This window comes from Paracoccus sp. 08 (assembly GCF_024105395.1).
In the GTDB taxonomy this organism is placed as follows: domain Bacteria; phylum Pseudomonadota; class Alphaproteobacteria; order Rhodobacterales; family Rhodobacteraceae; genus Paracoccus; species Paracoccus marcusii.
In genome coordinates, this window is the sequence record NZ_WEKR01000003.1 from 14,369 (window position 1) to 37,783 (window position 23,415).

Consider the following 23,415-nt stretch of genomic DNA (forward strand, 5'->3'; position numbering starts at 1 on the left):
GTCTCATCAATGGAGGACATGATGACCGATCTGGACAAAGACGACCTGATCCGCGCCCGCGCCCATCAGATCTGGGAAAACGAGGGCTGCCCCGAGGGCCAGGAGGCCGACCACTGGGCCCGCGCCACCGCCGAGATCGAGGCCGGTGCGGGACAGCCTGACGCCGCGCAATCCGCAGCCGATGCTGGTGAGCGCGCCGAGGAGGAGGGCAACGTCCCCTCTGCCGTCGCCGGACCCGCGGCGCGTCGTCGCGCGGCCCGCTGATCGCCGCAGGCATGACGTGAAAATAGGGCCGCGGCGCTGAAACCTTCGGCGCCGCGGCCCGTATCTTTCTGCAGGGCCCGAACGGTCCGGGTCAGGCCGCGATGGCGGATCGGGGACGCATGACGCGGGCGACGGCCAGCATCGACATCACCGCGCCGGCCAGCGTGGACAAAAGAAGGATCATCAGCAGCGCCTGCACCGCCGTTACGTGCAGCAATGATACCGCCGCCACCGCCGCGATCAGGGGGATATGGATTCCGGCAAAGACGATCAGCATGATCTTGGTCCTGATGCTCATCTCGGCAATACCCTCCGGCTGTTTTGAATCAAATGATCGACAACTTGAAATTGTGGTCCAGTCTGGAACTATGCAGCACGACCATCAAAAATCAAGACTGTACGGTTCATGACGGATCACGACGACAACGTTCGGATGCTTGTGGCCATCGCGGCCGGGTCGCGGGCGGACTTTGCCGACTTCTATCGCACGAATTGCGACGTGGTGTTTGCAATTCTGCTGCGGATGCTGCGCGACCGCACCGATGCCGAGGATCTGCTGCAGGAGGTGTTCGTGCGGGTCTGGACGCGGGCCGGCCGCTATGACCCGCGGCTGTCGAATCCGCGGACCTGGCTTGTGGCGATCACCCGCAACGCGGCCATCGACCGGCTGCGCTCGCGGCAGGTGCGCCCGGTCACCCAGCCCGTCGATCCGGGCCTGCCCGGTCCCGGCCCGGGCCCCGAGGCGCAGGTGATCGCCGCCGATCAGCGGACGCGGCTGGATGGTTGCCTGGATGAACTGGACGCAGACAAGGCGCAGGCCGTGCGCCGGGCCTATCTTGACGGCTGGAGCTATGAGGAGCTGGCCCGCGATGCGGACGTTCCCCTGAACACGATGAAGACCTGGCTGCGGCGGTCGCTGCAGCGTCTGCGCGCCTGCATGGATCAATTCACGGACCCCGAATGACCGACCCCTCGACCGACGACATCATGGCTGCGGAATACGCCATCGGCCTGCTGGACCCGGAACAGCGGGCCCTGGCGGATCGGCGTCTGGCCCGCGACCCGGTCTGGGCGGGACTGGTCACTGCCTGGCAGATGCGCCTGTCGCCGATGAACGGGCAGTTCGGATCGGTGCCGGCGCCCAATGTGCTGCCCCTGATCCAGCGGCGGCTGTTCGGACCGCCGGTCCGCCGATCGCCCCTGTCCGGCGTGCCGGTCCCTGTGATCGTCGGCGTGGTGCTGGCCGCCAAGGCGCTGGTGCTGTGGATGCTGCTGGGGTGACAGGCCATCGCACGGCCATGTGCATAACGCGCAAATATTCCCGTTCAAGGTGAAACAAACGGTACTGTAGGTGCGTATCTTCCGGATGCACGACCCATGCGCCGGAGCCTTGTCATGTCGCACGCCCAGGACGTCTGCTTGCACGACTATGCCGGCCCTGTCCTGGCGGGACAGCTGTTGGACGGGCGACAGGTCCTGCGGCTGGACGCGTTCGGCCCGCGGCGGTCCGGGGTGGCGCTGGACGACGGGCTGCCGCTGGACATCGGGCGGATCGTGCATCCCGAACCTGACCGTCCGGCCGTGGTTCTGGGGTCGGGCACGGTCACGCCGGCCTTCGCGGCCGGAACCGCCGTGGTCCCGTTGGGCAGCCCGCGCACGGTGGTCCTGTTGCAGGACGGGGGCGGGGGCCTGATGTTCCTTTATCCCGACGGTGCGCCGGACCTGCCGGGGGCCACGCGGCTGATCGCAGAGGTGCGGCGCCTGCCCCACGCCTTTGCCGCCGGGGTGATGTGCTTTGCCCGCGACACGATGATCCGCACCGCCGGGGGCGACATGCCGGTCCAGATGCTGCGCCCCGGCATGGCGGTCCAGACCCGCGATGCGGGCCTGCAGCGGATCGCATGGATCGGCACCCGTACCCTTGGCCCCGCCCGGCTGCACGCGGAACCCGACCGGCGTCCCATCCTGATCCGGCGCGATGCGCTTGGCCCCGGCATCCCGGCCCGCGACCTGGTCGTGTCCCCCCAGCACCGCCTTCTGGTCGGGTCGCGCATCGCCCGGCGGATGTTCGACGAACCCGAGGTGCTGGTCGCGGCACAGCACCTGACCTCTATCCCCGGGGTGGGTCCGGCGCCGTGGCAGGGGGGCGTGACCTATCTGCATTTCGTCTGCGAGGAGCACCAGCTTGTCCTGGCCGAAGGCGCCTGCGCCGAGACGCTGCACACCAGTCCCGACGCGCTGAAAACGCTGTCCGAGACCGCCCGGCGCGAGGTGCTGGCCCTGTTCCCCGATCTGGGGCTGATGACGGGTGCCGCCGACGGTCCGACCCGCCCGGCGGCGCGTCGGATGCTGAACGGGGCCGAGGGGCGCCAGCTGGCCCGCCGCCATGCGGTCAACCGGGTCATGACCCAGGGCTGATCATGTTCAACGGTCTTGCCAACTGTTGAACATGGTTGTATTCAACAGATGTCACAACTGTTGTACATGATGCCACGATCCCATTCCGCCTTGGCCCATGCCGCCTATCACGACCTGCTGCGCGCCTTGCGCGACGAGGGGCTGCGTGATCTGCGTGGTGCGCCTACCTTGGTCGAACGCAACGGGCGGGGCTACTGGTACGACAGCTTTCGCGTCGGCACCCAGGTCCGCAAGCGCTATCTGGGAGAGGACGGCCCGGACATGGCCGCCCGCATGCAGGCGCTGCGCGACGATCGGGTGCCCGCCGAACAGCGCCGTCGCGATCGCGCCCGGCTGGTGCGCCTGCTGCGGGCCGAGGGGTTTCTGGGCCTGGACCCAACCAGCGGCAGCCTGATGGCGGCGCTGTCGGGGGCGGGGGTGTTCCGCCTTGGCGGCACGGTCGTCGGCACCCACGCCTTTCGCCTGTACGAGGGGGAACTGAACCTGGCCCTGTCGCTGGAACAGACCGCGCAGACCGACGATCTGGACATCGCCAGCTTTGAGCGCCTGTCCCTGGCGCTGGAGGATGCGGCGGCGCCCCCGGTCACGCAGGTCCTGGCAGATTTCGACTTTGCCCCGGCGCCAAGCCTGCAGCCGGGCCGCGCCTGGCGCTGGCGGCAGACGCAGGGCAATGCGCTGGTCGAATTCCTGACCCCGGCCTTTGGCGAGGAGGGGCTGCGCGACCTGCCCGCGCTTGGGGTGCAGGCGCAGGCGCTGCACCATCTGAACTATCTGATCGCGGATCCGATCCCCGCGGCCATTCCCTATCGCAGTGGCGTGCTGGTCCAGGTGCCGCGCCCGGAACGGTTCGCCATCCACAAGCTGATCGTGGCAGACCGCCGTCGCGCCGATGACCGCCTGAAATCCGCCAAGGACCGGGCGCAGGCCGCGTTCCTGATCGACGCTCTGGCCCGCGACCGCCCCGACGATCTGGCCGAGGCGCATGAGGACGCCCTGTCGCGTGGCCCGCGGTGGCGCGACCGCATCGCGGCCAGCCTGTCGCGCATGCCCCAGGCCGCCGCCCTGCTGGCGGCGCTGTAGCCGGCGATCAGGGCAGCATCACGCGGGTCTGCCACCCTTCGCAGGCGCGGGCCAGATCGCCGGGCAGGGGGCGGTCGGTGAAGATCGCGTCCAGCTGCGACAGCGATCCGATGCGGGCGGGCGCGCTGCGCGACAGCTTGGAATGGTCCGCCACCAGGAAGGTGCGGCGCGACTGGCGCAGGATGGTCTGGCTGACGCCGACCTCCTGGATGTCGAAGTCCAGAAGGTCGCCGTCGCGGTCCAGCGCGGAGCAGCCGATCACGGCCAGGTCGAACTTGAACTGGCGGATGGTCTCGGCCGCCAGCGTGCCGACCAGGCCCCCGTCCGCGCGGCGCAGGCTGCCCCCGGTGACGATCACGTCGCAATCGGTGTTGGCCGCCAGGATGTTCGCCACGTTCATGTTGTTCGTCACTACCAGCAGGTCGCGATGGCCCAGCAGTTCGCGGGCCACGGCCTCGGTGCTGGTGCCGATGTTCAGGAACAGGCTGATCTTTTCGGGCACCTCGGCGGCGCAGGCGCGGGCGATGGCGGTCTTGGCGTCGTGGTGCAGGGCGCGGCGTTCCTCATAGCCGATATTGGCCACGCCCGAGGGCAGGATCGCGCCGCCGTGAACACGCTCCAGCCGGCCGGCCTCGGCGAGGTCGGTCAGGTCGCGTCGGATCGTCTGCAGCGTGACGCCGAAATGCCCGGCCAACCCTTCGACCGTGACCTTGCCGTCGCGGCGGGCGATCTCCAGGATCTCGGGCTGGCGGAAGCTTTGCGACATGGGGCACCCCTTGCGGTTTCGTCGATCTTGCACGACCCGGCCGAACAGGCAAGATGTTCGCTTTGTTGCGGTTTGTGCAGATCGTGCAAGGAATGGCACGATGAATCGGCATCGGACACGCCGTTTCTTTGCTAATTCAGGGCATAATCCGTGACGTGTTCTCTGTAAGATCATAAGAATCATATGAAAAATACAAATGAACCGAAACGAAAATAAAATCCTTTCTTTTTGGTGCGAACGACGGCACACATAGGCAGGGTCCATGAAAGGATGGCGGCGCGTGACGGGTACAGGCAAGACGGTCGATCTGTTCGTGATCGGGGGCGGCATCAACGGTTGCGGGATCGCCCGCGATGCGGCCGGGCGCGGCCTGTCCGTCACCCTGGCCGAGATGGGCGACTTGGCGCAAGCGACGTCCAGCGCCTCGACCAAGCTGTTTCACGGTGGCCTGCGCTATCTGGAGTATTTCGAGTTCCGGCTGGTCCGCGAGGCGCTGATCGAACGCGAGGTGCTGCTGCGCGCGATGCCGCATATCAGCTGGCCGATGCGGTTCGTGCTGCCCTATCACCCCGACATGCGGTTCGAATCGGACACGCCGACCTCCAAGCTGCTGGGCATGGTGATGCCCTGGATGAAGGGCCGTCGGCCCGCCTGGCTGATCCGCTTGGGGCTGTTCATGTACGACACGCTTGGCGGCCGCAAGATCCTGCCCGGTACGCGCACGCTGTCGCTGGACGGCACCCCCGAAGGCGCGCCGCTGCAGGAACGCTTTCACCACGCCTATGAATATTCCGACTGCTGGGTCGAGGATTCGCGCCTGGTGGTCCTGAACGCACGCGACGCCGAGGCGCGCGGCGCCACGGTGATGACCGGCACCAAGGTGCTGTCCGCCGATCGCCATCCCGACCACTGGATCGTGACCACTCAGGACGTGGCGACGGGCCGGACGACCAAGCACCTCGCACGGATGCTGGTCAATGCCGGCGGCCCTTGGGTGGGCGACCTGATCCAGGGCACGATCCGCCTGAATTCGACCGAGGGTGTGCGCCTGGTGCGGGGCAGCCATATCGTGACGCGGCGCCTTTATGATCACGACAAATGCTATTTCTTTCAGGGCACCGACGGGCGGATCATCTTTGCGATCCCCTACGAGACCGACTTCACCCTGATCGGCACGACCGATGCCGACCACCAGGACCCGTCGGTCAAGCCGGAATGCACGCCGCAGGAGCGCGATTACCTGCTGGGCTTTGCGAACCAGTATTTCCGCCGCCAGCTGACCGCGGATGACGTGGTCTGGTCCTATTCCGGGGTGAGGCCGCTGTATGACGACGGCGCGCAAAGCGCCACGGCGGCGACACGCGACTATACGCTGAAGGTCGACCAGACCGGCGGCGCGCCGGTGCTGAACGTCTTCGGCGGCAAGATCACCACCTATCGCCGGCTGGCGGAATCGGCGCTGGCCAAGATCGCGCCGTTCTTTCCGAACCTGCCCGGCGACTGGACGCGTGGCGTGGCGCTGCCCGGCGGGGATTTCCCTGTCGACGGGGTGCCGGCGCTGGTCGCACGGCTGCGCGCGGATCATCCGTTCCTGACCGAAGGTTGGGCCCGCCGCCTTGTGCGCGCCTATGGGACCGAGGCCGCGACGATCCTTGCGGGGGCGCAACAGGCCGCCGATCTGGGCGTCGATTTCGGCGCCACGCTGACCGAGGCGGAGGTCGTGTGGCTGATGGATCACGAATATGCCCGCCGCGCGACCGACGTGGTCTGGCGGCGGACCAAGCTGGGGCTGCGCCTGAACGCCGATCAGGTGCAGGTCCTGGACCAGTGGATACAGGCCCGATGGGCGCAGGGGGCGGCCGCGGAATAGACGCGCCGTCAGGAGGGCCTTGGGAGGGGACATGACGTTAAAATTGCAGGGCGTGACGAAGGTGGTCGAGGGGCAGGTGCATGTTCATCCCACCGATCTGGTGCTGGAACGCGGCACGATGAACGTGCTGTTGGGGCCGACGCTGTCGGGCAAGACATCGCTGATGCGGCTGATGGCGGGGCTGGACCGTCCGACCAGGGGGCGCATCCTGTGGGAGGGCCGCGACGTCACCGGCATGCGGGTGCAGGACCGCAAGGTCGCGATGGTCTATCAGCAGTTCGTCAACTATCCGGCGATGACCGTCTTTGAGAACATCGCATCCCCTCTGCGCCTGATGGGCGTCGACCGCGCCGAGATCGACCGCCGCGTGCGCGCGACCGCCGCGATGATGCGCCTGACCCCCATGCTGGACCGCAAGCCGCTTGACCTGTCGGGCGGCCAGCAACAGCGCTGCGCGCTGGCGCGCGCGCTGGTCAAGAACGCCGGTCTGGTGCTGTTGGACGAGCCGCTGGCGAACCTGGACTACAAGCTGCGCGAGGAGCTGCGCGTGGAAATCCCGCGCATCTTCGCGGAATCGGGCGCGATCTTCGTCTATGCCACCACCGAACCCGAAGAGGCGCTGCTGCTGGGTGGCAACACCGCGACCCTGTGGGAGGGCCGCGTGACGCAGTTCGGGCCCACGCCGCAGGTCTATCGCCAGCCGGTGGATGCGACCACCGCGCGGGTCTTCAGCGATCCGCCGATGAATTTCCTGCCCTTCCAGGTGGCGGGCGGGCGGGCGTCGGTCGCGGGCATGCCCGCGCTGCCCGACGGGCGCTATCTTGCCGGGTTCCGGCCCAACCACCTGCACCTGTCCCGGCATGCCCCCGACGCGGTGCAGTTCGACGCGCAGCTGGTCGTGACCGAACTGACCGGGTCCGAGACCTTCGTCCATCTGGACCATCACGGGCAACGGTGGGTCGGGCTGATCCACGGTGTCCACGAACTGCCCCTGGGGCAGGTGCTGCCGGTCTGGCTGGACCCGCGCCACGTCTATGTCTTTGCCGAGGATGGCCGCATGGTCACCCCCGCCGCCTATGCAAGCGCCGCCTGAGGAGGGGTTATGGCCAAGATCACGCTGGAGAACCTCGCCCATTCCTATTCGGCCCATCCCAAGGGCCCGGAGGATTACGCGCTCAAGGAGCTGAACCACGACTGGCAGGACGGGGCGGCCTATGCGCTGCTGGGCTCCAGCGGCTGCGGGAAATCGACGCTGCTGAACATCATCTCGGGGCTGCTGATCCCGTCGCAGGGACGCATCCTGTTCGACGGGGTGGACGTGACCCGCGCGCCCACGGCGGAAAGGAACATCGCGCAGGTGTTCCAGTTCCCGGTCGTCTACGACACCATGACCGTGCGCGACAACCTGGCCTTTCCCCTGAGGAACCGCGGCCGCCCAGAGGCCTATGTGGCCGAGCGCGTGGCCCAGATCGCCGCGATGATCGGGATGGAGCACATGCTGGACCGCAAGGCCCGCGGCCTGACGGCGGATGCGAAACAGAAGATCAGCCTGGGCCGCGGCATGGTCAGAAAGGACGTGAACGCCCTGTTGTTCGACGAGCCGCTGACCGTGATCGACCCTCACATGAAATGGGAGCTGCGCACCCAGCTGAAGAAACTGCACCACGATTTCGGCCACACGATGATCTATGTGACCCATGACCAGACCGAGGCGCTGACCTTCGCCGACAAGGTTGTCGTGATGTATGACGGCCGCGTGGTCCAGATCGGCACGCCGGAGGAGCTGTTCGACCGGCCGGAACATACCTTCGTGGGCTATTTCATCGGCTCGCCCGGCATGAACCTGCTGCCCGCCACCGTGGCGGGATCGCATGCGCAGGTTCCGGGCGGCACGACCGCGCTGGCCGGGTCCTATGGCGCGCTGTCGGGCAAGGTGCAGCTGGGCATCCGCCCGGAACACGTGCGCCTGTCCGCCGATCAGGGCCTGCCCGTGACCATCCGCCGGATCGAGGATGTGGGCCGCCACCGCATCATCCGCGCCGACCTGTCGGGGCACGACCTGAACATCATCGCGCCAGAGGATCAGGCCATCACCGCGGACATGACCCGCGCGGTCTTCGATCCGGGCCGCGTGAACATCTATGCCGACGACTGGCGCGTGGCTGCGGCGTAAGGGGGGACCATGGAAAAGACCGTCAATCACAAGGCCTGGTTCCTGGTTCTGCCGGTGCTGGTGCTGGTCGCGTTCTCGGCGGTGATCCCGCTGATGACCGTGGTCAACTATGCGTTCCAGGACACGTTCGGGAACAACGTCTTCTTCTGGAACGGCACCGGCTGGTTCCAGGACCTGCTGTCGTCCGAACGCATGTGGAACGCGCTTGGCCGCCAGCTGATCTTCTCGGCCATCATCATCGCGATCGAGATCCCGCTTGGCATCTTCGTCGCGCTGAACATGCCGAAACGCGGGGTCTGGGCCAGCGTCGTGCTGGTGCTGATGTCGCTGCCGCTGCTGATCCCGTGGAACGTGGTCGGCACAATCTGGCAGATCTTCGGGCGCGTCGACATCGGCCTGCTGGGCTATACGCTGGACGCCCTGGGGATCAACTACAACTATACCCAGAACCCGATCCATGCCTGGGCCACGGTCATCGTGATGGATGTCTGGCACTGGACCTCGCTGGTCGCGCTTCTGGCCTATGCCGGGCTGCAGTCGATCCCCGATGCCTATTACCAGGCGGCGCGGATCGACCAGGCCAGCCGCTGGAAGGTCTTCCGCTATATCGAGCTGCCCAAGATGGCGGGCGTCCTCATGATCGCCATCCTGCTGCGCTTCATGGACAGCTTCATGATCTATACCGAGCCCTTCGTGGTCACCGGGGGCGGGCCGGGCAACGCGACGACCTTCCTGTCGATCGACCTGGTCAAGATGGCGCTCGGGCAGTTCGACCTGGGTCCGGCGGCGGCCTTCTCGCTGATGTACTTCCTGGTGATCCTGCTGATCTCCTGGGTCTTCTACACGGTCATGACCAATCTGGACAAAAGGGGCTGAGAGCATGGGCAAGCGCATCAACGGCAGCGCCGTCGTCATGATCCTGTATCTTCTGTTCCTGATGCTGCCGATCTACTGGTTGATCAACATGAGCCTGAAGACCAATGCCGAGATAACCGGCACCTTCGGCCTGTGGCCCCGGAACCTGACCTTTGCCAATTACGCGACCATCCTGACCGATCCGGCCTGGTACATGGGCTACGTGAACAGCCTGATCTATGTGGTGATGAACACGGTAATCTCCGTGGCCGTGGCGCTGCCGGCGGCCTATGCGTTCAGCCGCTATCACTTCATGGGCGACAAGCACCTGTTCTTCTGGCTGCTGACCAACCGCATGGCACCGCCCGCCGTCTTCGCGCTGCCGTTCTTCCAGCTGTACTCGTCGGTGGGGCTGTTCGACACGCATATCGCGGTGGCGCTGGCGCATTGCCTGTTCAACGTTCCGCTGGCCGTGTGGATCCTGGAGGGCTTCATGCGCGGCGTGCCGAAGGAGATCGACGAGACCGCCTACATCGACGGCTACAGCTTCGGGCGGTTCTTCACCCGGATCTTCATGCCGCTGATCTCGTCGGGGATCGGGGTCGCGGCGTTCTTCTGCTTCATGTTCTCTTGGGTCGAACTGCTCTTGTCGCGGACGCTGACCTCGGTCGCGGCCAAGCCGATCGCGGCGACCATGACCCGGACGCAAGGGGCATCGGGCGTCGATTGGGGCGTGCTGGCCGCGGCGGGCGTTCTGACCATCGTGCCGGGTGCCTTGGTCATCTGGTTCGTCCGCAACTATATCGCCAAGGGCTTTGCCCTGGGCCGCGTGTAAGGGGGATACGCCATGTCATGGATGGCCTGGACGCTGCCGACCGCGATCTTCTTCGTCACCATCGCGTTGCTGCTGGTCACCTTCACGGTGCTGGCGGTCCGGTTTCCCGAAACGCCGCGCCGCGGCGTCCTGGGGATCGAGACGACGCGGGGCGACCGCCTATTCATCACGCTTCTGGGCTCTGCCTTCATCACCCTGGCTTGGCTGGGTCTGACGACGGCGGCACTGCCCTGGGCGATGCTGGTTTGCCTGGTCTGGGCCGCCGCCGTCTTTCGGTGGGTCTGACACAGCGCATTGGCCTGCGGGGGATGAGGGTCCCGCCGGCCGTCTGCCAACCTCGAAAATCCCAGGGAGGGAAAGACCAATGAGCCTGAGATTGCTGTCCACAACCGCGGTGATGCTGGCATTGTCCGGCCCCGCCTTCGCCGACATCGAGGCCGCGCGCGCGTTCCTCGATGCCGAGATCGGCGACCAGTCCGTCCTGACCCGCGAGGAGCAGGAGGCCGAGATGCAGTGGTTCATCGACGCCGCCCAGCCCCTGTCCGGCATGTCGATCAACGTGGTGTCGGAAACGATCACCACCCACGAATACGAAAGCCGCGTCCTGGCGCCGGCCTTCACCGCCATCACCGGCATCCAGGTCACCCATGACCTGATCGGCGAGGGCGACGTCGTCGAGAAGCTGCAGACGCAGATGCAGACCGCCGAGAACGTCTACGACCTCTACATCAACGATGCCGACCTGGACGGCACCCACTGGCGCTATCAGCAGGTCCGCAACATCACCGACTGGATGGCCGGCGAGGGTGCCGATTTCACGAACCCCGGCCTGGACCTGGACGATTTCATCGGCCTGGCGCAGGCGACCGCGCCCGACGACAAGCTGTATCAGCTGCCCGTCCAGCAGTTCGCGAACCTCTACTGGTTCCGCCACGACTGGTTCACCGACCCCGAGATCATGGCCGAGTTCCGCGCCGAATACGGATACGACCTGGGTGTGCCGGTGAACTGGTCCGCCTATGAGGACATCGCCAAGTTCTTCACCGGACGCGAGATCGACGGCCAGCAGGTCTATGGCAACATGGACTATGGCAAGAAGGACCCGTCGCTTGGCTGGCGCTTCACCGATGCGTGGCTGTCGATGGCGGGGGCCAGCGACAAGGGCGAGCCCAACGGCTTCCCGGTCGACGAATGGGGCATCCGCGTGAACGACAACTTCCAGCCGGTTGGATCGTGCATGGCGCGGGGCGGGGCCACGAACAGCCCGGCCGCCGTCTATGCGATCGAGAAGTACATCGATTGGCTGCAGAACTACACGCCCCCGGCCGCCGCGGGCATGACCTTCAGCGAGGCGGGCCCCGTTCCCGCACAGGGCAACATCGCCCAGCAGATGTTCTGGTACACCGCCTTCACCGCCGACATGGTCAAGGAAGGCCTGCCGGTCATGAACGAGGACGGCACGCCGAAATGGCGCATGGCCCCCTCGCCCTATGGCGCCTACTGGGAAGAGGGCATGAAGGTCGGCTATCAGGACGTGGGTGCCGCGACGCTGATGCAGTCGACGCCCGTGGACCGCGCGCAGGCCGCCTGGCTCTATGCGCAGTTCATCGTGTCGAAGACCGTCGACACGAAGAAGAGCCATGTCGGCCTGACCTTCGTGCGTGACAGCACCGTGCGCCACGAAAGCTTCACCGAACGCGCGCCGCAGCTTGGCGGTCTGGTCGAGTTCTATCGCTCGCCCGACCGGGTCCGCTGGTCGGATACCGGGGCGAACATCCCCGACTATCCGCGCCTGGCGCAGCTGTGGTGGCAGAACATCGGCGATGCTTCCTCGGGTGCCAAGACCGCGCAGGAGGCGCTGGACGCGCTGTGCGAACAGCAGGAGGACGTGCTGTCGCGCCTGGAGCGGTCCGGCGTGCAGGGTGATCTGGGTCCGGTCCTGAACGAGGAGCAGGACCCCCAGTACTGGATCGACCAGCCCGGCGCCCCCGTCGCCAAGCTGGAGAACGAGAAGCCCGCGCCGGTCACCATCGCGTATGAGGAGCTGATCAAGCGCTGGCAGGAATGATCCCTGCCCATTAGCCTGAAGGGGGCGCGGTCGATCCGCGCCCCCGTTCGTGACGAAAGGACCGCCCATGACCCATATCCTTGCCATCGACCAGGGCACGACCTCGTCCCGCGCCATCGTCTTCGACGCCAAGATGGTCCCCTGCGGCAGCGCGCAGGAGGAGTTTCCCCAGCATTTCCCGCAATCGGGCTGGGTCGAACATGATCCTGCCGACCTGTGGGCCAGCACGGCGGCCACCTGCCGCGCCGCGATCGAGAAATGCGGCAATCCGCGCATCGAGGCCATCGGCATCACCAACCAGCGCGAGACCGTCGTGGTCTGGGACCGCAGGACCGGCAAGCCCGTCCACAACGCCATCGTCTGGCAGGACCGCCGCACCGCCGAATTCTGCCGCGAGCTGGAGGCCGCGGGCCATTCAGACATGATCACCGCCCGCACCGGGCTGCTGGTCGATCCCTATTTCTCGGCCACCAAGCTGAAATGGATCCTGGACCACGTGGACGGTGCCCGCGATCGCGCGCAAGCGGGCGATCTGGCCTTCGGCACGGTGGACAGCTGGCTGATCTGGAACCTGACCGGCGGCGCGGTCCATGCGACCGACGCGACCAATGCCGCGCGCACGATGCTGTACGACATCCACAAGGGCCGCTGGTCGCAGACCATCTGCGGCCTGTTCGACATCCCCATGGCGATGCTGCCCGAGGTCAAGGACTGCGCCGCCGATTTCGGCACCACGCGGCCCGACCTCTTCGGGCGCCCCATCCCCATCACCGGCGTCGCGGGCGATCAGCAGGCGGCCACCGTGGGCCAGGCCTGTTTCGAGCCGGGCATGATGAAATCGACCTATGGCACCGGCTGCTTCGCTCTGTTGAACACGGGGGACAAGCCGGTGGCGTCCACGCAGCGGCTGCTGACAACCATCGCCTATCAGCTGGACGGCAAGCCGACCTATGCGCTGGAAGGCTCGATCTTCATCGCGGGCGCGGTCGTGCAATGGCTGCGCGACGGGCTGAAGATCATCCGCGACGCGAAGGAGACCCAGCCTTTGGCCGAACGCGCCGATCCCGGCCAGCAGGTGATCCTGGTTCCGGCCTTCACCGGTCTGGGCGCGCCCTATTGGTCGCCCGACAGCCGCGGCGCGATCTATGGCCTGACGCGCAATTCCGGCCCCGCCGAACTGGCCCGCGCCGCGCTGGAATCGGTGGGCTTCCAGACCCGCGACCTCCTGGAGGCGATGAAGGCCGATTGGGAGCCCAAGGGAGAGACCGCGCTGCGCGTCGATGGCGGCATGAGCGCCTCCGATTACGCGATGCAGTTCCTGTCCGACATCCTGGGCGCCCCCGTCGACCGGCCCAAGGTGCTGGAGACGACGGCCCTGGGTGCCGCCTGGCTGGCGGGGCAGGGGCCGGGGATCTATCCCGACATGGCCGGTTTCGCCAAGGACTGGGCGCTGGACCGCAGCTTTGCCCCCGCGATGGAGGAGGACGACCGCGCCGCGCGCTATGACGCGTGGCGACGTGCGGTCAAGGCCACCATGTCGCTGTGACCGGCTGTTGACGCGGCCCGGTGGGACGTTACATCGGGCCGATCACAGACAGGACATGACGATGACCCAGCACAAGGTGATCTTTGACACCGACCCCGGCGTGGACGACGCGCTGGCCCTTTACTATCTGGTGCGCCACCCGCAGATCGACCTGCTGGGCGTGACCACCGTCTTCGGCAACGCGCCGGTGGCGATAACCACCCGCAATGCGCGCTTTCTGCTGCAGGCCTGGGGGCATGATGCCCCGGTCCATCGCGGGGCCGAGGGGCCGATGACCCCCGACATGCCGCCCGAATTCTGGCCCACCCACATTCACGGCGACAACGGCCTGGGCAACCATCCCACCCCCGAGGCGCCGGTGGAGGGCCCCGAGACCGCCGCGCAGTTCCTGATCGACACGATCCGCGCCCATCCAGGCGAGGTCCGCGTGCTGGCCGTGGGGCGCATGACGAACCTGGCGCGTGCGGTGCAGATGGCGCCCGACATCGCCGGGCTGGTGCGTGACGTGGTGATCATGGGCGGCGCCTTCCGCGTGCCCGGCAACATCACCCCCGCGGCCGAGGCGAACATCTGGGGCGACCCGCTGGCAGCCGACGTCGTCTTCGGCGCCGACTGGCCGGTGGTCGCGGTGCCGCTGGACCTGACCACGCGCACCTTCATGGACAGCGCCACGCTGGCCGATCTGGGCGCGCGGGGCGGCGCGGGGATGCAGCTGGTGGCCGATCTGTCGCAGGGCTATGTCGGCTTCTATCAGACGGCGGGCTATGACGGGATGCTGGTTCATGACTGCACCGCCGCCGTCTATCTGACCGATCCGGACCTGTTCACCCTGACCCAGGGCGAGGTCCGCGTCCTGTCCGAGGGCATCGCCCTGGGCCTGACGCTGATGAACCCGGCCGACCGCCAGGGCCCCCTGGGCGCATGGGAGGGCCGCCCGCGGCAATCGGCCACGCTGGACGGACAGCCCGACGCGATTCTGGCGCGCATCGCGCAGGTCTGCACCGCCTGACCGACCGGACGGGACGATCCCGCACGATTGTCCCGTCCCATCGAACACAGAGCGCGCGATTTTACGCCTAATCTTTCGTTTGTGCCCCCCTTATCTGACAGTCATCGGAACGGACCAGACGCGCATCCGGCGCGCCACCGCTTCCAAGATGTTGCAAGAACAAGGAAAACGATCATGAAAAACTTTGTGTACGCCCTGGCCGCCCTGTCCCTGACCGCTGGTGGCGCGATGGCCGCCGTCAATGGTACCAACGAGCGGCCCTATTCCAGCTCGTCGGTCGAAAAGGTCGCCGAGACCGTGCAGGTTCCGGCCCGCACCGTGATGACCTCGACCGAGCTGGCACGCGCCAACCTGTCGGGCGACGAGATGCTGACCGTGACCAAGATCTCGGGCGACAGCCAGATCGCCGAGATGAACAGCGATCGCTGAGCCGCGTCGTCCCCGGACGATGACGACTGATGACGGGCCGTCACGCAGATGCGTGGCGGTCTTGTCATTTGTGCCGTATGCCCATCCTGATGCGGGACCATCGGGCGGATCGGGACATATGACGGACCTCAAGGCATTGCGCAGTTTCGTGGCCATCATCGACGAGGGCAGCTTTGCCGCCGCCGCACGGCGGATGGGCATCTCCAAAAGCATGTGCAGCAAGATGATCGCCGACCTGGAGGCCGATCTGGGCACGCGCCTGCTGACCCGCACGACGCGCGCGGTCACGCCCACGGCGGCGGGCCTGGGCTTTCACGCGCAGGTGGCCGACATCCTGTCCCGCCTGGACGCCGCGTTCGAGGACGTCCGCGCGGCCTCCAGCCGCCCCTCGGGCCCGCTGAAGCTGGGCGTGCCGGTGCAATACACGCTGAAGGTCTTTCAGCCGCATCTGATGCGCTTCATGGACGAACATCCCGACATTCAGCTGGACGTGGTGCTGGACGACAGCCGGTCGGACATGACCCGCGACGGTTTCGACGCGGTCATCCGCATCGGCACGCTGGAGGACAGCAGCCTGCACGCCCGCCGCCTGCACGACGCCAACATCATGCTGGTCGCATCGCCCGATTACGTCGCCCGTCACGGCAGCCCGCAGCGCCCGGCCGACCTGCGCGACCACCAGTGCCTGCATTACACCAACCTCAAGGGGCCGGGCACCTGGCCGCTGCGCAGCGGTACCGAGGTCGTCTATCAGAAGATCACACCCGCCTTTTCCAGCAACAACGGCGAATTGCTGCGTGCGCTGGCGGTGGGCGGCAAGGGCATCGCGCTGGCACCCGAATTCCAGGTGGCCGACGATCTGGCGCGCGGCCTGCTGGTGCCGGTCCTGGCCGATCATGCGTTGCCGGGGGTGCCGATCCATGTCGTCTATTCCAGCCGCAAGCTGGTAACGGCGGCCCTTGCGGCATTCCTGGACTTTGTCGGGCGGCTGGATCTGGCCTGATCCTGCGGGCGGACAGAATGCCGCCTTGCGCCTGTCGTCGCACTCTGTCCTGCTGATCGCGACAGGAAAGGCGGGCGGCATGGGCGGACAGGTCAGGGTGGCGGTCATCGGCGGGGGCATCACCGGGCTGACCTGCGCGCGGGCGCTGGCGGATGCGGGGCATGCCGTCACGGTGTTCGACAAGGGTCGCGGCATCGGCGGCAGGCTGGCCACGCGCCGCACCGACGACGGGTTGCGGTTCGATCACGGTGCGCAGGTGCTGCCAGCCACCGATCCCGATTTCGCCGCGCTGCTGCAGGCGATGATCCGCGACGGCCACGCCGCGCCGTGGGACGGCGGCATCATCGGCACGCCCGGCATGGCCCAGATCCCCCGCGCGCTGGCGCAGGGACTGGACGTCCGGTCCGGCCTGATGGTCACCGCGCTGGACCGGGACCCCGACGGCTGGCACCTGCGCGGAGAGGGGATCGACCACCGGGCCGACATCGTCGTTCTGGCCATTCCCGCCCCGCAGGCGCGTGATCTGCTGGGCGAGGCCCACGCCTTTGCCGCGCCGCTGGCGCAGGTCCGCTATCAGGCCAGCGTCACGGTCATAGCGGGGCTGGACCCCGCCGCCCCGCGCCCCTTCGTCACGCATCGCGGCACCGGCGCGCTGGCTTGGGTCGCGCAGGACGGCGCAAAGCCGGGCCGGCAGGGGCAGCCGCTGACCACTTGGGTCGTTCAGGCCGACCCGGATTTCAGCATGGCCCATATCGACCTGCCCTTTGCCGAACTGGCGGATCTGATCGCACCGCAGCTGCTGGATCTGTTGGGGGCCAAGCCGGATCACCTGCGCCACGCCGTCGCGCATCGCTGGCTGTACGCGCAGACCGATGCGGCGCTTGGCCGACCGTTTCTGGCGGATGACGCGGCGGGGCTGATCGTCGGCGGGGATTGGGCGTTGGGACCCCATGCGGAACATGGCTGGGCCAGCGGCCGCGCGATGGCCGCGCATCTGCTGGCGCGATCATGACGGAAGACCGCACCCCCCGCCCCGTACCGCAGGGCCGCCTGACGCGGATGCTGCGCCTTGGGGGGCTGGCGGGCGGGATGGGCGGCCGCGCGCTGGCGCAGGGCGCGCGGCAACTGGCGACGGGGCAGCGGCCTTCGGCCCAGGACCTGTTCCTGACGCCCGCGAATGCTGCCCGCTTGGCCGGGCAGCTGGCTCAGATGCGTGGCGCCGCGATGAAGATGGGCCAGTTGGTGTCGATGGAGGCCGGTGACTTTCTGCCCCCCGAACTGACGCAGATCATGGCGCGGCTGCGCGCCGACGCCGATCCGATGCCGCCCAAGCAGCTGCAGGCGGTGCTGGACCGGGCCTGGGGGCCGGGTTGGTTGCGTCATTTCGCCCGCTTTCAGGTCAGGCCGATCGCGGCGGCCTCGATCGGGCAGGTGCACCGCGCGCAGACCCGCGACGGGCGCGACCTGGCGATCAAGGTCCAGTATCCCGGTGTGCGCGACAGCATCGACAGCGACATCGACAATATGGGCCTTTTGCTGCGCATCCCCGGCCTGATTCCGCAGGGGGTCGACCTGCCTGCCCTGATGGACGAGGCGCGCAACCAGCTGCATGCCGAGGCCGATTATCTGCGCGAGGCCGCACAGATGCGCCTCTATGCCGCCAATCTGGCGGGGCGCGACGAATTCCGCCTGCCGGTGCCCGACGATCAGTTCAGCACGGCCGACGTTCTGGCGATGGATTTCATCGACAGCCGCCCGATCGAGGCGCTGTCCGACGCCCCCCAGTCCACCCGCGATCGTGCCGCCCATCATCTGGCCCGTCTGGTCATCGAGGAGCTGTTCCGGTTCGACCTGATGCAGACCGACCCGAACTTTGCCAACTATCGCTGGCAGCCTGACGAGACGCATCCGGATGGCGGGCGCATCGTGCTGCTGGATTTCGGGGCGACGCGCGGCTTTTCGGCGCCGGTGGCCCCGCGCTATCTGACGCTGCTGCGTGCCGCGTTGGCCGATGACCGCGAAGGGGTACGCCGCGCCGCCATCGATATCGGCTATTTCCGCGACCAGACCGATGCCGCGCATCAGGACGTGCTGCTGCAGATCATGGACCTGGCGTTCGATCCCCTGCGCGCGGGCGGCATCATGGACCTGACGCACAGCGACATTCCCCGCCAGGTCGCCGATCTGGCGATGCAGGTGGCCCGCACCCGCACCCGGGCCGAGATGCCCCCGCCCGAGATCCTGTTCCTGCACCGCAAGATCGGCGGGCTGTACCTGCTGCTGTCGCGGCTGCGCGCGCGGGTCGACCTGGATGCACTGATCCGGCCCGACGATCTGGCGCAGATGCTGCAGGCGCGGGGCTAGGGCTGGTCCATCTCGTGCAGGCGGTCCTGGGCCAGGCGCAGGATCATGCGGAATTCGTCCGTGACGGTCAGGGCCTGGCCCACGCCCTCGGCCGGGACGGCACCGGGATCCTCCTGCCCGTCGCGCAGCGTTTCGCGCTGGTCCAGCCAGTCCAAGACGGGCTGTCGGGCCTGCGGCTCCAGCGCCGCGACCAGCCGCGCCAACAGGCGGCGTTGCGCGACAAGACGGGCTTCCAGCGTGGCAAGGGCGGTGTCGGTCATCAAGGCCTCCCGGGGCGGACATGCAGCAGGGGCAACGCCGGTGCGGGGCGCGGGGTTCATCCGGTGACGAACCCCTCCTCTAGCAGGTCGCCCATCAGGGCCGCGATGTCGCGGGTCAGGCGGTCGCGGGGAACGTCGGCAAAGACCTCGGCCAGGGTGTCGGCCAGATCGGCGGCGCTGCCGGGGATCTCCAGCAGCGCCCAGACTGCGTGTCCGACCGGATTCAGGTGCCAGACGACCGGGTCGGCGGGCGTCCACAGGAATGCCCCCGACCCCATGCGCCGCAGCACGATCCCCGGAGCCTGCCGCAGTACCCGGTCGGGATGCACCGGAACGGACCGCCTTTCCGGCGCATGCAGCGGATCGGGCAGCGGACCGGCCAGCGGCACGTTGGTCTGGGGTGGCGCGTCGGGGGCGAAGGCCCGGCGCAGCAGGGCGACCGCGTCCTCCAGATCGGCATAGACCAGTCTCAGGCAGGTCATCGCGGCGGCCATGTCGCGGGTCTTGGCAAAGGCCTGGTCGGCGCTGCCCAGATCGCCCATGTTCTGCGCCAGCAGGTGGTGCATCGCCTGATCGCGATCCATGCGGTGCAGCGTGGCGGGGCCGATCTGGCGCCGGTCCAGCACGATCAGCGTGCCGGGCCGGGCCTGGGTGCCGTGTGGGGCGACGTTGGGCGCCGCCAGATAGGCATAGCGCCTGTCGCGCGGCCCCGGCGTCATGGCGACATGCCGGCGGAAGGCGGCGGTCGTCCCCTTCGGCAGGGGCAGCCGCAGGCGGGGCGCGATGCCCAGGGCCACGGCCTGCAGATCGGCGGTCAGCGGCAGCACGTCGTCGCAGAACACCGTGACGTCCGGTTCCGCCGTCAGCCGCCCGATCAGCGTGCTTTTTCCGGCCCGCATCGGACCCGTCAGCAGGATCAGGTCGCCCGCGAAACGGAACGCCCCGCAATGCAGCGCCATGCAGCCCGGACTGTTTGCCAGAAACCCCGTGGACAGATCGGCGATCAGGGCGCAGGCGGCGCTGGCCGCATCCAGCCCCCCAAGATCGCCCTGAAAGAACGGGGAACGCGCCACGAACCCGCCCGGCCCTTGCGTCACCAGCGTCTGGCGGTGGCCCGGTCGTGGCGCGGACAGGGTCTGCGGCTGCCATCCGCGGATCGCGCCCATCAGCGCCCTGCGGACCGGCCCCGCACCCTGCAATCGCAGTGACAGGCCAGTGCCGGGAAAGTGCAGATGGCTGTCCGCGCCGGGCGACTGGCGCGCGGCGCGGACGGGGCGGGTTCGGGACGGGGGCGCCATCGTGGATCAGCGCGACGGCTTGGACCAGTCACGGCGCGTGCCCGGCCGCGAGGGACGGCTGCCGCGCTGGCCGCGAATGCCACGGTTGTCGGGACGCGACGCGCGGCTGGCCCGGCTGGCGCGACCGCGGCCGCCATTGCCCCGCCCGCTTCCTCCGCGACCGCTGCCGCCCCGACCACTGCCACCCCGGCCGCTGTTGCCGCGACCGCTGCCACCCCGGCCGCTGCGACCGCTGGCGCCGCTGGCATGGGCCGCCCCGAACCCGACCAGGGTGGGGGCGGCATAGATCACGCCGGCGGCCCCTGCGGCCAGGCCCAGCTTGGCCAGAAGGCCGCGACGCGAGAGGCGGATATCGGACGTATCGGACATGGGCTTCTTCCTTTGTGTTGCCGGAACCGGTCCTGTCCGGTTCATGGATGCAACGGGCCGGCGGGGCGGCTTATTCCCCGCTGACGGAAAGAATCTGCGATCCTGCCTCGGGGCAGGCCGACGGCGACGCGACCATGCCGTGGCCGAACACCGGGTCGCGGCCCGGTGCGCCCAGATCGGCGGCGCAGCGGAACAACCGGTCGCGCGCATCCGTCGCGCTCAGCCCGTCGCGCGCCATGCCAAGCGCCAGCGCCGCCGCCACGAAGGGCGCGGCATATGAGGTCCCCGACCGCAGCCGTCCCCCCTCGATCGAGGCGGCGGTCCACAGGTTCACCCCCGGCGCGGCCAGCGCGACATGCGGACCCCGCGCCGCCTGGCGATAGGGGGCACGGTCGGCATCGACGGCGGTGACGGCGATCACCTCGGGCCAGGCGGCGGGAAAGGCGGGGGCGGCGCCCGGCCCGCCGTTCCCCGCGGCCGCGACCAGGCCGATGCCCGCATCGCGCGCCTCGACCACGACCTGGCGCAGCACGGGGTTCGCGGGGCCGGAAAAGGACATGTTGATGACCTGCACCCGCGCCTGGATCAGCACGTCCAGCGCGTTCAGCAACGAGAACGCATCCGCCGCTGCCCCATCGGCGCGGCTGTGGAACGCCTCGACCGCGATCAGGTCGGCACGCGGCAGCAGGCCGGGGGCGCGACCCTGCGCATTGCCGATCAGAAGGGCAGCGACGGCGGTGCCATGCCGGCGCCCCGCCGCGTTCCGCCCGTCCAGGTCGACCTGGTTCACGCGCAGCGACTGGCCGCGCAACGCGGGATGGTCGGGATTGACACCCGTGTCGATCATGCCGATCCGCGGCCGGGCCTGCAGATCGGCAGGGCGCCAGCCGATCATCTGCTGGGCCGCGCAGTCCGCGCCGTCGCAGGTCAGGTCGTCGGGGCGATAGAGCGAATTCAGCGCCGCGGTCGATCCGGGCAGCAGGCGGGCGATCTCTGCCCGGGCCTGTGCCGGGTTGCGGCCCGGCGGCAGGCGCAGCCGGGCGGCGCGGCGCGCCAACGTCGCGTTGTCGCGCTGCGACAGCACGTCATAGCCTGCCGCCTGCAGCGGCTGCAGGCTTTGTCCCGGCGCCAGGATCACGACCATCTCGGGACGGGCAGGCGCGCGGCGCCGTCGCTGGCGCACCGGGCGCGACACCGATGCCCGCCCCGACGGCGCGCTGGCATCGGACGCGCGGGCCGTGCCGGTCCCGATCAGCGTCGGCGTCGCATAGGCCAACCCGGCCGCCAGTCCCATCCGGGTCAGCAGCGCGCGGCGGGTGGTCGGGGCGTCCTGGGTCATGGGCGGGTCCTTGATGCGATCGGGTCGGGTCATGGAAACGGTCGGCGGGACCAGTCTATTCCCATCGGCCCGCTGCGCGCACTTTTCTTTCGCGTGCGATGGAATAAAAGCGAAGGGGCCACGTTTCAAGGTCAACCAAGACCGCAAGGGGGGACCCTGTCCGTGACCGATGMCCTGCGCGCCCAGATGATCGCGCTGCTGCCCCGCCTGCGGTCCTTTGCCCGCGGCCTGTCGGGCCAGCATGCGCTGGCCGACGACCTGGTGCAGATCACCGTCGAGAAGGCGTTGCGAAACCTGGACGCCTTCGTGCCGGGGACGCGGATGGACAGCTGGTTGTTCCGCATCCTGCGCAACAGCTTCATCGACCATGTACGCGCCCGGCGGGACACCGACAGCCTGGACGATGACGACGCCATGCCCCTTGTGGGCCAGGACGGCCGCGAGGTGACCGAGACCCGCCTGCATCTGGCCGATGTGCGTCGCGCCATGAACCGCCTGCCCGAGGATCAGCGCGTCGTGCTGATGCTGGTCTGCGTCGAGGGCATGCGCTATCGCGAGGCCGCGCTGGCGCTGGACGTGCCGTTGGGCACGGTGATGAGCCGCCTCGGCCGCGCCCGCGCGGCCCTGGCGCAGGCGCTGCAGGACGATCCCGCCCTGCTGTCGGCCAGGCTGGGCTGAAGCAATCCGCAAAGGCATGATCCGATGACCCGTATCGACCCCCCGATTGATCCCAACGACGAGAGCGACGAGATGCTGATGGCCCTGGCGGATGGCGAACTGGACAACACCACCGCCGAACGCCTGTGGCGGCGGATCGAGACCGACCCCGCCTTGGCTAACCGCTTCGCGCTGTTCGCCGATACCCGTCATGGCCTGCAGGCGGCCTATCCTCCGGAACCCGTGCCCGACCGGCTGATCGCAACCGTCATGGCGGGCACGCCTGCTTCCGATCCGGTCGTCGTGCCATTCAGGCGCAGGTTGTCTGCGCGGCCGATGGCGGCCTGGGCAATGGCCGCGTCGCTGGTCCTGGCAGTGGGCCTGGGTGGGTTCCTGGCCGGCCGGGCGACGCCCCCTGCGGGCGCCACCCTGCAGCAGGCGGCGGCCGCCCTGGCCCAGGTGCCGACGGGGGGCGAGGCTGCCCTGCCGGGCGGGGCGGTGGCGCGGGCGCTGGCCAGCTATGACACCGACCTGGGTCTGTGCCGTCTGATCGAGGCGGGCGCGGAACGCGCGCTGATGTGCCGCGACCAGGGCGGCTGGTCGGTGGCGCTGGCGGTCCCGGGCGCGGGGCAGGACGCCTATCTGCCTGCGTCGGACCTGGGAACCGGCCTGATCGACACCGCGCTGGACGATCTGGGGGCGGGGCCGGCGCTGGCCCCCGCGGCCGAGGCTGCCGCCCTGACTGACTGATCCCATCATGGAACATCCGGCACGCGGGTCGTGTTGGGGGCCTTGAGGAAAGGCCGGGTGGG

At 68.4% G+C, this 23,415-nt stretch carries 26 protein-coding genes; 20 read left to right on the plus strand and 6 right to left on the minus strand.

Going from position 1 to position 23,415, the window contains the following annotated elements:
- Positions 1 to 18 precede the first annotated feature (18 nt).
- Positions 19 to 264, plus strand: coding sequence for a DUF2934 domain-containing protein (locus GBO37_RS01130; RefSeq protein WP_052715213.1), 246 nt, complete (start codon positions 19 to 21; stop codon positions 262 to 264).
- A 91-nt stretch (positions 265 to 355) separates the two neighbouring features.
- Here the strand turns inward: GBO37_RS01130 and GBO37_RS01135 are convergent, their stop codons facing one another.
- A complete protein-coding gene (locus GBO37_RS01135; RefSeq protein ID WP_045999841.1) occupies positions 356 to 562 on the minus strand; it encodes a hypothetical protein in 207 nt (68 codons plus the stop codon).
- Between the two features lie 108 nt (positions 563 to 670).
- Here GBO37_RS01135 and GBO37_RS01140 point away from each other — a divergent pair, with 108 nt between their 5' ends.
- The 4 genes from GBO37_RS01140 to GBO37_RS01155 all read left to right on the plus strand — a co-directional run bounded on the left by GBO37_RS01140 (position 671) and on the right by GBO37_RS01155 (position 3,762).
- Entirely contained in the window at positions 671 to 1,228 is a 558-nt protein-coding gene (locus GBO37_RS01140; protein WP_252926609.1) for a sigma-70 family RNA polymerase sigma factor, read from the plus strand.
- Positions 1,225 to 1,545 carry a hypothetical protein gene (locus GBO37_RS01145; RefSeq protein WP_252926610.1) on the plus strand — a complete coding sequence of 107 codons (321 nt, stop codon included), beginning with the start codon at positions 1,225 to 1,227 and terminating at the stop codon, positions 1,543 to 1,545. The genes GBO37_RS01140 and GBO37_RS01145 overlap by 4 nt, the downstream gene beginning before the upstream one ends.
- A gap of 114 nt (positions 1,546 to 1,659) precedes the next feature.
- On the plus strand, positions 1,660 to 2,682 hold the full coding sequence (locus tag GBO37_RS01150; RefSeq protein WP_252926612.1) for a Hint domain-containing protein: 1,023 nt from the start codon (positions 1,660 to 1,662) through the stop codon (positions 2,680 to 2,682).
- Positions 2,683 to 2,730: 48 nt separating this feature from the next.
- Positions 2,731 to 3,762 (plus strand): GSU2403 family nucleotidyltransferase fold protein, encoded by a 1,032-nt coding sequence (locus GBO37_RS01155; RefSeq protein ID WP_252926614.1) that lies wholly within the window; start codon positions 2,731 to 2,733, stop codon positions 3,760 to 3,762.
- Positions 3,763 to 3,769: 7 nt separating this feature from the next.
- On the opposite strand, the gene GBO37_RS01160 is transcribed toward GBO37_RS01155, so the two are convergent.
- Positions 3,770 to 4,528, minus strand: coding sequence for a DeoR/GlpR family DNA-binding transcription regulator (locus tag GBO37_RS01160; RefSeq protein ID WP_045983688.1), 759 nt, complete (start codon positions 4,526 to 4,528; stop codon positions 3,770 to 3,772).
- 280 nt (positions 4,529 to 4,808) lie between these two features.
- Between GBO37_RS01160 and glpD the strand changes: the two genes are divergently transcribed.
- The 13 genes from glpD (at position 4,809) to GBO37_RS01225 (ending at position 18,680) form a co-directional block, all read left to right on the plus strand.
- The gene (glpD, locus tag GBO37_RS01165) at positions 4,809 to 6,398 is read left to right on the plus strand and encodes a glycerol-3-phosphate dehydrogenase (protein ID WP_252926616.1); all 1,590 of its coding nucleotides are present in this window, start codon (positions 4,809 to 4,811) and stop codon (positions 6,396 to 6,398) included.
- Between the two features lie 31 nt (positions 6,399 to 6,429).
- Positions 6,430 to 7,491, plus strand: a complete 1,062-nt coding sequence (locus GBO37_RS01170; RefSeq protein WP_252926618.1) for an ABC transporter ATP-binding protein — start codon at positions 6,430 to 6,432, stop codon at positions 7,489 to 7,491.
- A gap of 9 nt (positions 7,492 to 7,500) precedes the next feature.
- Entirely contained in the window at positions 7,501 to 8,571 is a 1,071-nt protein-coding gene (locus GBO37_RS01175; RefSeq protein ID WP_252926620.1) for an ABC transporter ATP-binding protein, read from the plus strand.
- 9 nt (positions 8,572 to 8,580) lie between these two features.
- A complete protein-coding gene (locus tag GBO37_RS01180) occupies positions 8,581 to 9,447 on the plus strand; it encodes a carbohydrate ABC transporter permease (RefSeq protein WP_045983692.1) in 867 nt (288 codons plus the stop codon).
- Between the two features lie 4 nt (positions 9,448 to 9,451).
- Entirely contained in the window at positions 9,452 to 10,261 is an 810-nt protein-coding gene (locus GBO37_RS01185) for a carbohydrate ABC transporter permease (protein ID WP_045983693.1), read from the plus strand.
- Positions 10,262 to 10,273: 12 nt separating this feature from the next.
- Positions 10,274 to 10,546, plus strand: coding sequence for a DUF2160 domain-containing protein (locus tag GBO37_RS01190; RefSeq protein WP_045983694.1), 273 nt, complete (start codon positions 10,274 to 10,276; stop codon positions 10,544 to 10,546).
- A gap of 79 nt (positions 10,547 to 10,625) precedes the next feature.
- Positions 10,626 to 12,329, plus strand: coding sequence for an ABC transporter substrate-binding protein (locus GBO37_RS01195; RefSeq protein WP_252926622.1), 1,704 nt, complete (start codon positions 10,626 to 10,628; stop codon positions 12,327 to 12,329).
- Between the two features lie 67 nt (positions 12,330 to 12,396).
- Positions 12,397 to 13,875, plus strand: a complete 1,479-nt coding sequence (gene glpK / locus GBO37_RS01200; RefSeq protein ID WP_252926624.1) for a glycerol kinase GlpK — start codon at positions 12,397 to 12,399, stop codon at positions 13,873 to 13,875.
- A 61-nt stretch (positions 13,876 to 13,936) separates the two neighbouring features.
- Positions 13,937 to 14,884 carry a nucleoside hydrolase gene (locus GBO37_RS01205; protein WP_252926625.1) on the plus strand — a complete coding sequence of 316 codons (948 nt, stop codon included), beginning with the start codon at positions 13,937 to 13,939 and terminating at the stop codon, positions 14,882 to 14,884.
- A 174-nt stretch (positions 14,885 to 15,058) separates the two neighbouring features.
- Positions 15,059 to 15,313: a hypothetical protein gene (locus GBO37_RS01210; RefSeq protein ID WP_045983698.1), complete on the plus strand. Its 255-nt coding sequence runs from the start codon at positions 15,059 to 15,061 to the stop codon at positions 15,311 to 15,313.
- Positions 15,314 to 15,431: 118 nt separating this feature from the next.
- On the plus strand, positions 15,432 to 16,316 hold the full coding sequence (locus tag GBO37_RS01215; RefSeq protein ID WP_045983699.1) for a LysR family transcriptional regulator: 885 nt from the start codon (positions 15,432 to 15,434) through the stop codon (positions 16,314 to 16,316).
- Positions 16,273 to 17,328 (plus strand): NAD(P)/FAD-dependent oxidoreductase, encoded by a 1,056-nt coding sequence (locus GBO37_RS01220; protein ID WP_252926627.1) that lies wholly within the window; start codon positions 16,273 to 16,275, stop codon positions 17,326 to 17,328. The genes GBO37_RS01215 and GBO37_RS01220 overlap by 44 nt, the downstream gene beginning before the upstream one ends.
- Positions 17,325 to 18,680 carry an AarF/ABC1/UbiB kinase family protein gene (locus GBO37_RS01225; RefSeq protein ID WP_252926629.1) on the plus strand — a complete coding sequence of 452 codons (1,356 nt, stop codon included), beginning with the start codon at positions 17,325 to 17,327 and terminating at the stop codon, positions 18,678 to 18,680. Before GBO37_RS01220 ends, GBO37_RS01225 begins: the two co-directional genes overlap by 4 nt.
- Here the strand turns inward: GBO37_RS01225 and GBO37_RS01230 are convergent.
- From GBO37_RS01230 to GBO37_RS01245, 4 genes are all read right to left on the minus strand, one after another.
- Positions 18,677 to 18,940, minus strand: a complete 264-nt coding sequence (locus GBO37_RS01230) for a hypothetical protein (protein WP_045999830.1) — start codon at positions 18,938 to 18,940, stop codon at positions 18,677 to 18,679. The two genes, GBO37_RS01225 and GBO37_RS01230, sit on opposite strands and share 4 nt — an antisense overlap.
- A gap of 56 nt (positions 18,941 to 18,996) precedes the next feature.
- Complete coding sequence (locus GBO37_RS01235; RefSeq protein WP_252926630.1) at positions 18,997 to 20,238, minus strand: PqqD family protein; 1,242 nt, start codon at positions 20,236 to 20,238, stop codon at positions 18,997 to 18,999.
- A gap of 6 nt (positions 20,239 to 20,244) precedes the next feature.
- Entirely contained in the window at positions 20,245 to 20,607 is a 363-nt protein-coding gene (locus GBO37_RS01240; RefSeq protein ID WP_127899458.1) for a hypothetical protein, read from the minus strand.
- Between the two features lie 70 nt (positions 20,608 to 20,677).
- On the minus strand, positions 20,678 to 21,946 hold the full coding sequence (locus GBO37_RS01245; protein WP_252926631.1) for a S8 family serine peptidase: 1,269 nt from the start codon (positions 21,944 to 21,946) through the stop codon (positions 20,678 to 20,680).
- A 162-nt stretch (positions 21,947 to 22,108) separates the two neighbouring features.
- Between GBO37_RS01245 and GBO37_RS01250 the strand changes: the two genes are divergently transcribed.
- Entirely contained in the window at positions 22,109 to 22,624 is a 516-nt protein-coding gene (locus GBO37_RS01250; protein WP_252926632.1) for a sigma-70 family RNA polymerase sigma factor, read from the plus strand.
- A gap of 24 nt (positions 22,625 to 22,648) precedes the next feature.
- On the plus strand, positions 22,649 to 23,353 hold the full coding sequence (locus tag GBO37_RS01255) for an anti-sigma factor (RefSeq protein WP_252926634.1): 705 nt from the start codon (positions 22,649 to 22,651) through the stop codon (positions 23,351 to 23,353).
- Positions 23,354 to 23,415: the final 62 nt, after the last annotated feature.

Bases quoted from the DNA above. Each gene is read 5' to 3' on its own strand.
- GBO37_RS01130 (WP_052715213.1), top strand. From the start codon at position 19: ATGATGACCGATCTGGACAAAGACGACCTGATCCGCGCCCGCGCCCAT.
- GBO37_RS01135 (WP_045999841.1), bottom strand. From the start codon at position 562: ATGAGCATCAGGACCAAGATCATGCTGATCGTCTTTGCCGGAATCCAT.
- GBO37_RS01140 (WP_252926609.1), top strand. From the start codon at position 671: ATGACGGATCACGACGACAACGTTCGGATGCTTGTGGCCATCGCGGCC.
- GBO37_RS01145 (WP_252926610.1), top strand. From the start codon at position 1,225: ATGACCGACCCCTCGACCGACGACATCATGGCTGCGGAATACGCCATC.
- GBO37_RS01150 (WP_252926612.1), top strand. From the start codon at position 1,660: ATGTCGCACGCCCAGGACGTCTGCTTGCACGACTATGCCGGCCCTGTC.
- GBO37_RS01155 (WP_252926614.1), top strand. From the start codon at position 2,731: ATGTCACAACTGTTGTACATGATGCCACGATCCCATTCCGCCTTGGCC.
- GBO37_RS01160 (WP_045983688.1), bottom strand. From the start codon at position 4,528: ATGTCGCAAAGCTTCCGCCAGCCCGAGATCCTGGAGATCGCCCGCCGC.
- GBO37_RS01170 (WP_252926618.1), top strand. From the start codon at position 6,430: ATGACGTTAAAATTGCAGGGCGTGACGAAGGTGGTCGAGGGGCAGGTG.
- GBO37_RS01175 (WP_252926620.1), top strand. From the start codon at position 7,501: ATGGCCAAGATCACGCTGGAGAACCTCGCCCATTCCTATTCGGCCCAT.
- GBO37_RS01180 (WP_045983692.1), top strand. From the start codon at position 8,581: ATGGAAAAGACCGTCAATCACAAGGCCTGGTTCCTGGTTCTGCCGGTG.
- GBO37_RS01185 (WP_045983693.1), top strand. From the start codon at position 9,452: ATGGGCAAGCGCATCAACGGCAGCGCCGTCGTCATGATCCTGTATCTT.
- GBO37_RS01190 (WP_045983694.1), top strand. From the start codon at position 10,274: ATGTCATGGATGGCCTGGACGCTGCCGACCGCGATCTTCTTCGTCACC.
- GBO37_RS01195 (WP_252926622.1), top strand. From the start codon at position 10,626: ATGAGCCTGAGATTGCTGTCCACAACCGCGGTGATGCTGGCATTGTCC.
- glpK (WP_252926624.1), top strand. From the start codon at position 12,397: ATGACCCATATCCTTGCCATCGACCAGGGCACGACCTCGTCCCGCGCC.
- GBO37_RS01205 (WP_252926625.1), top strand. From the start codon at position 13,937: ATGACCCAGCACAAGGTGATCTTTGACACCGACCCCGGCGTGGACGAC.
- GBO37_RS01210 (WP_045983698.1), top strand. From the start codon at position 15,059: ATGAAAAACTTTGTGTACGCCCTGGCCGCCCTGTCCCTGACCGCTGGT.
- GBO37_RS01215 (WP_045983699.1), top strand. From the start codon at position 15,432: ATGACGGACCTCAAGGCATTGCGCAGTTTCGTGGCCATCATCGACGAG.
- GBO37_RS01225 (WP_252926629.1), top strand. From the start codon at position 17,325: ATGACGGAAGACCGCACCCCCCGCCCCGTACCGCAGGGCCGCCTGACG.
- GBO37_RS01230 (WP_045999830.1), bottom strand. From the start codon at position 18,940: ATGACCGACACCGCCCTTGCCACGCTGGAAGCCCGTCTTGTCGCGCAA.
- GBO37_RS01235 (WP_252926630.1), bottom strand. From the start codon at position 20,238: ATGGCGCCCCCGTCCCGAACCCGCCCCGTCCGCGCCGCGCGCCAGTCG.
- GBO37_RS01240 (WP_127899458.1), bottom strand. From the start codon at position 20,607: ATGTCCGATACGTCCGATATCCGCCTCTCGCGTCGCGGCCTTCTGGCC.
- GBO37_RS01245 (WP_252926631.1), bottom strand. From the start codon at position 21,946: ATGACCCAGGACGCCCCGACCACCCGCCGCGCGCTGCTGACCCGGATG.
- GBO37_RS01255 (WP_252926634.1), top strand. From the start codon at position 22,649: ATGACCCGTATCGACCCCCCGATTGATCCCAACGACGAGAGCGACGAG.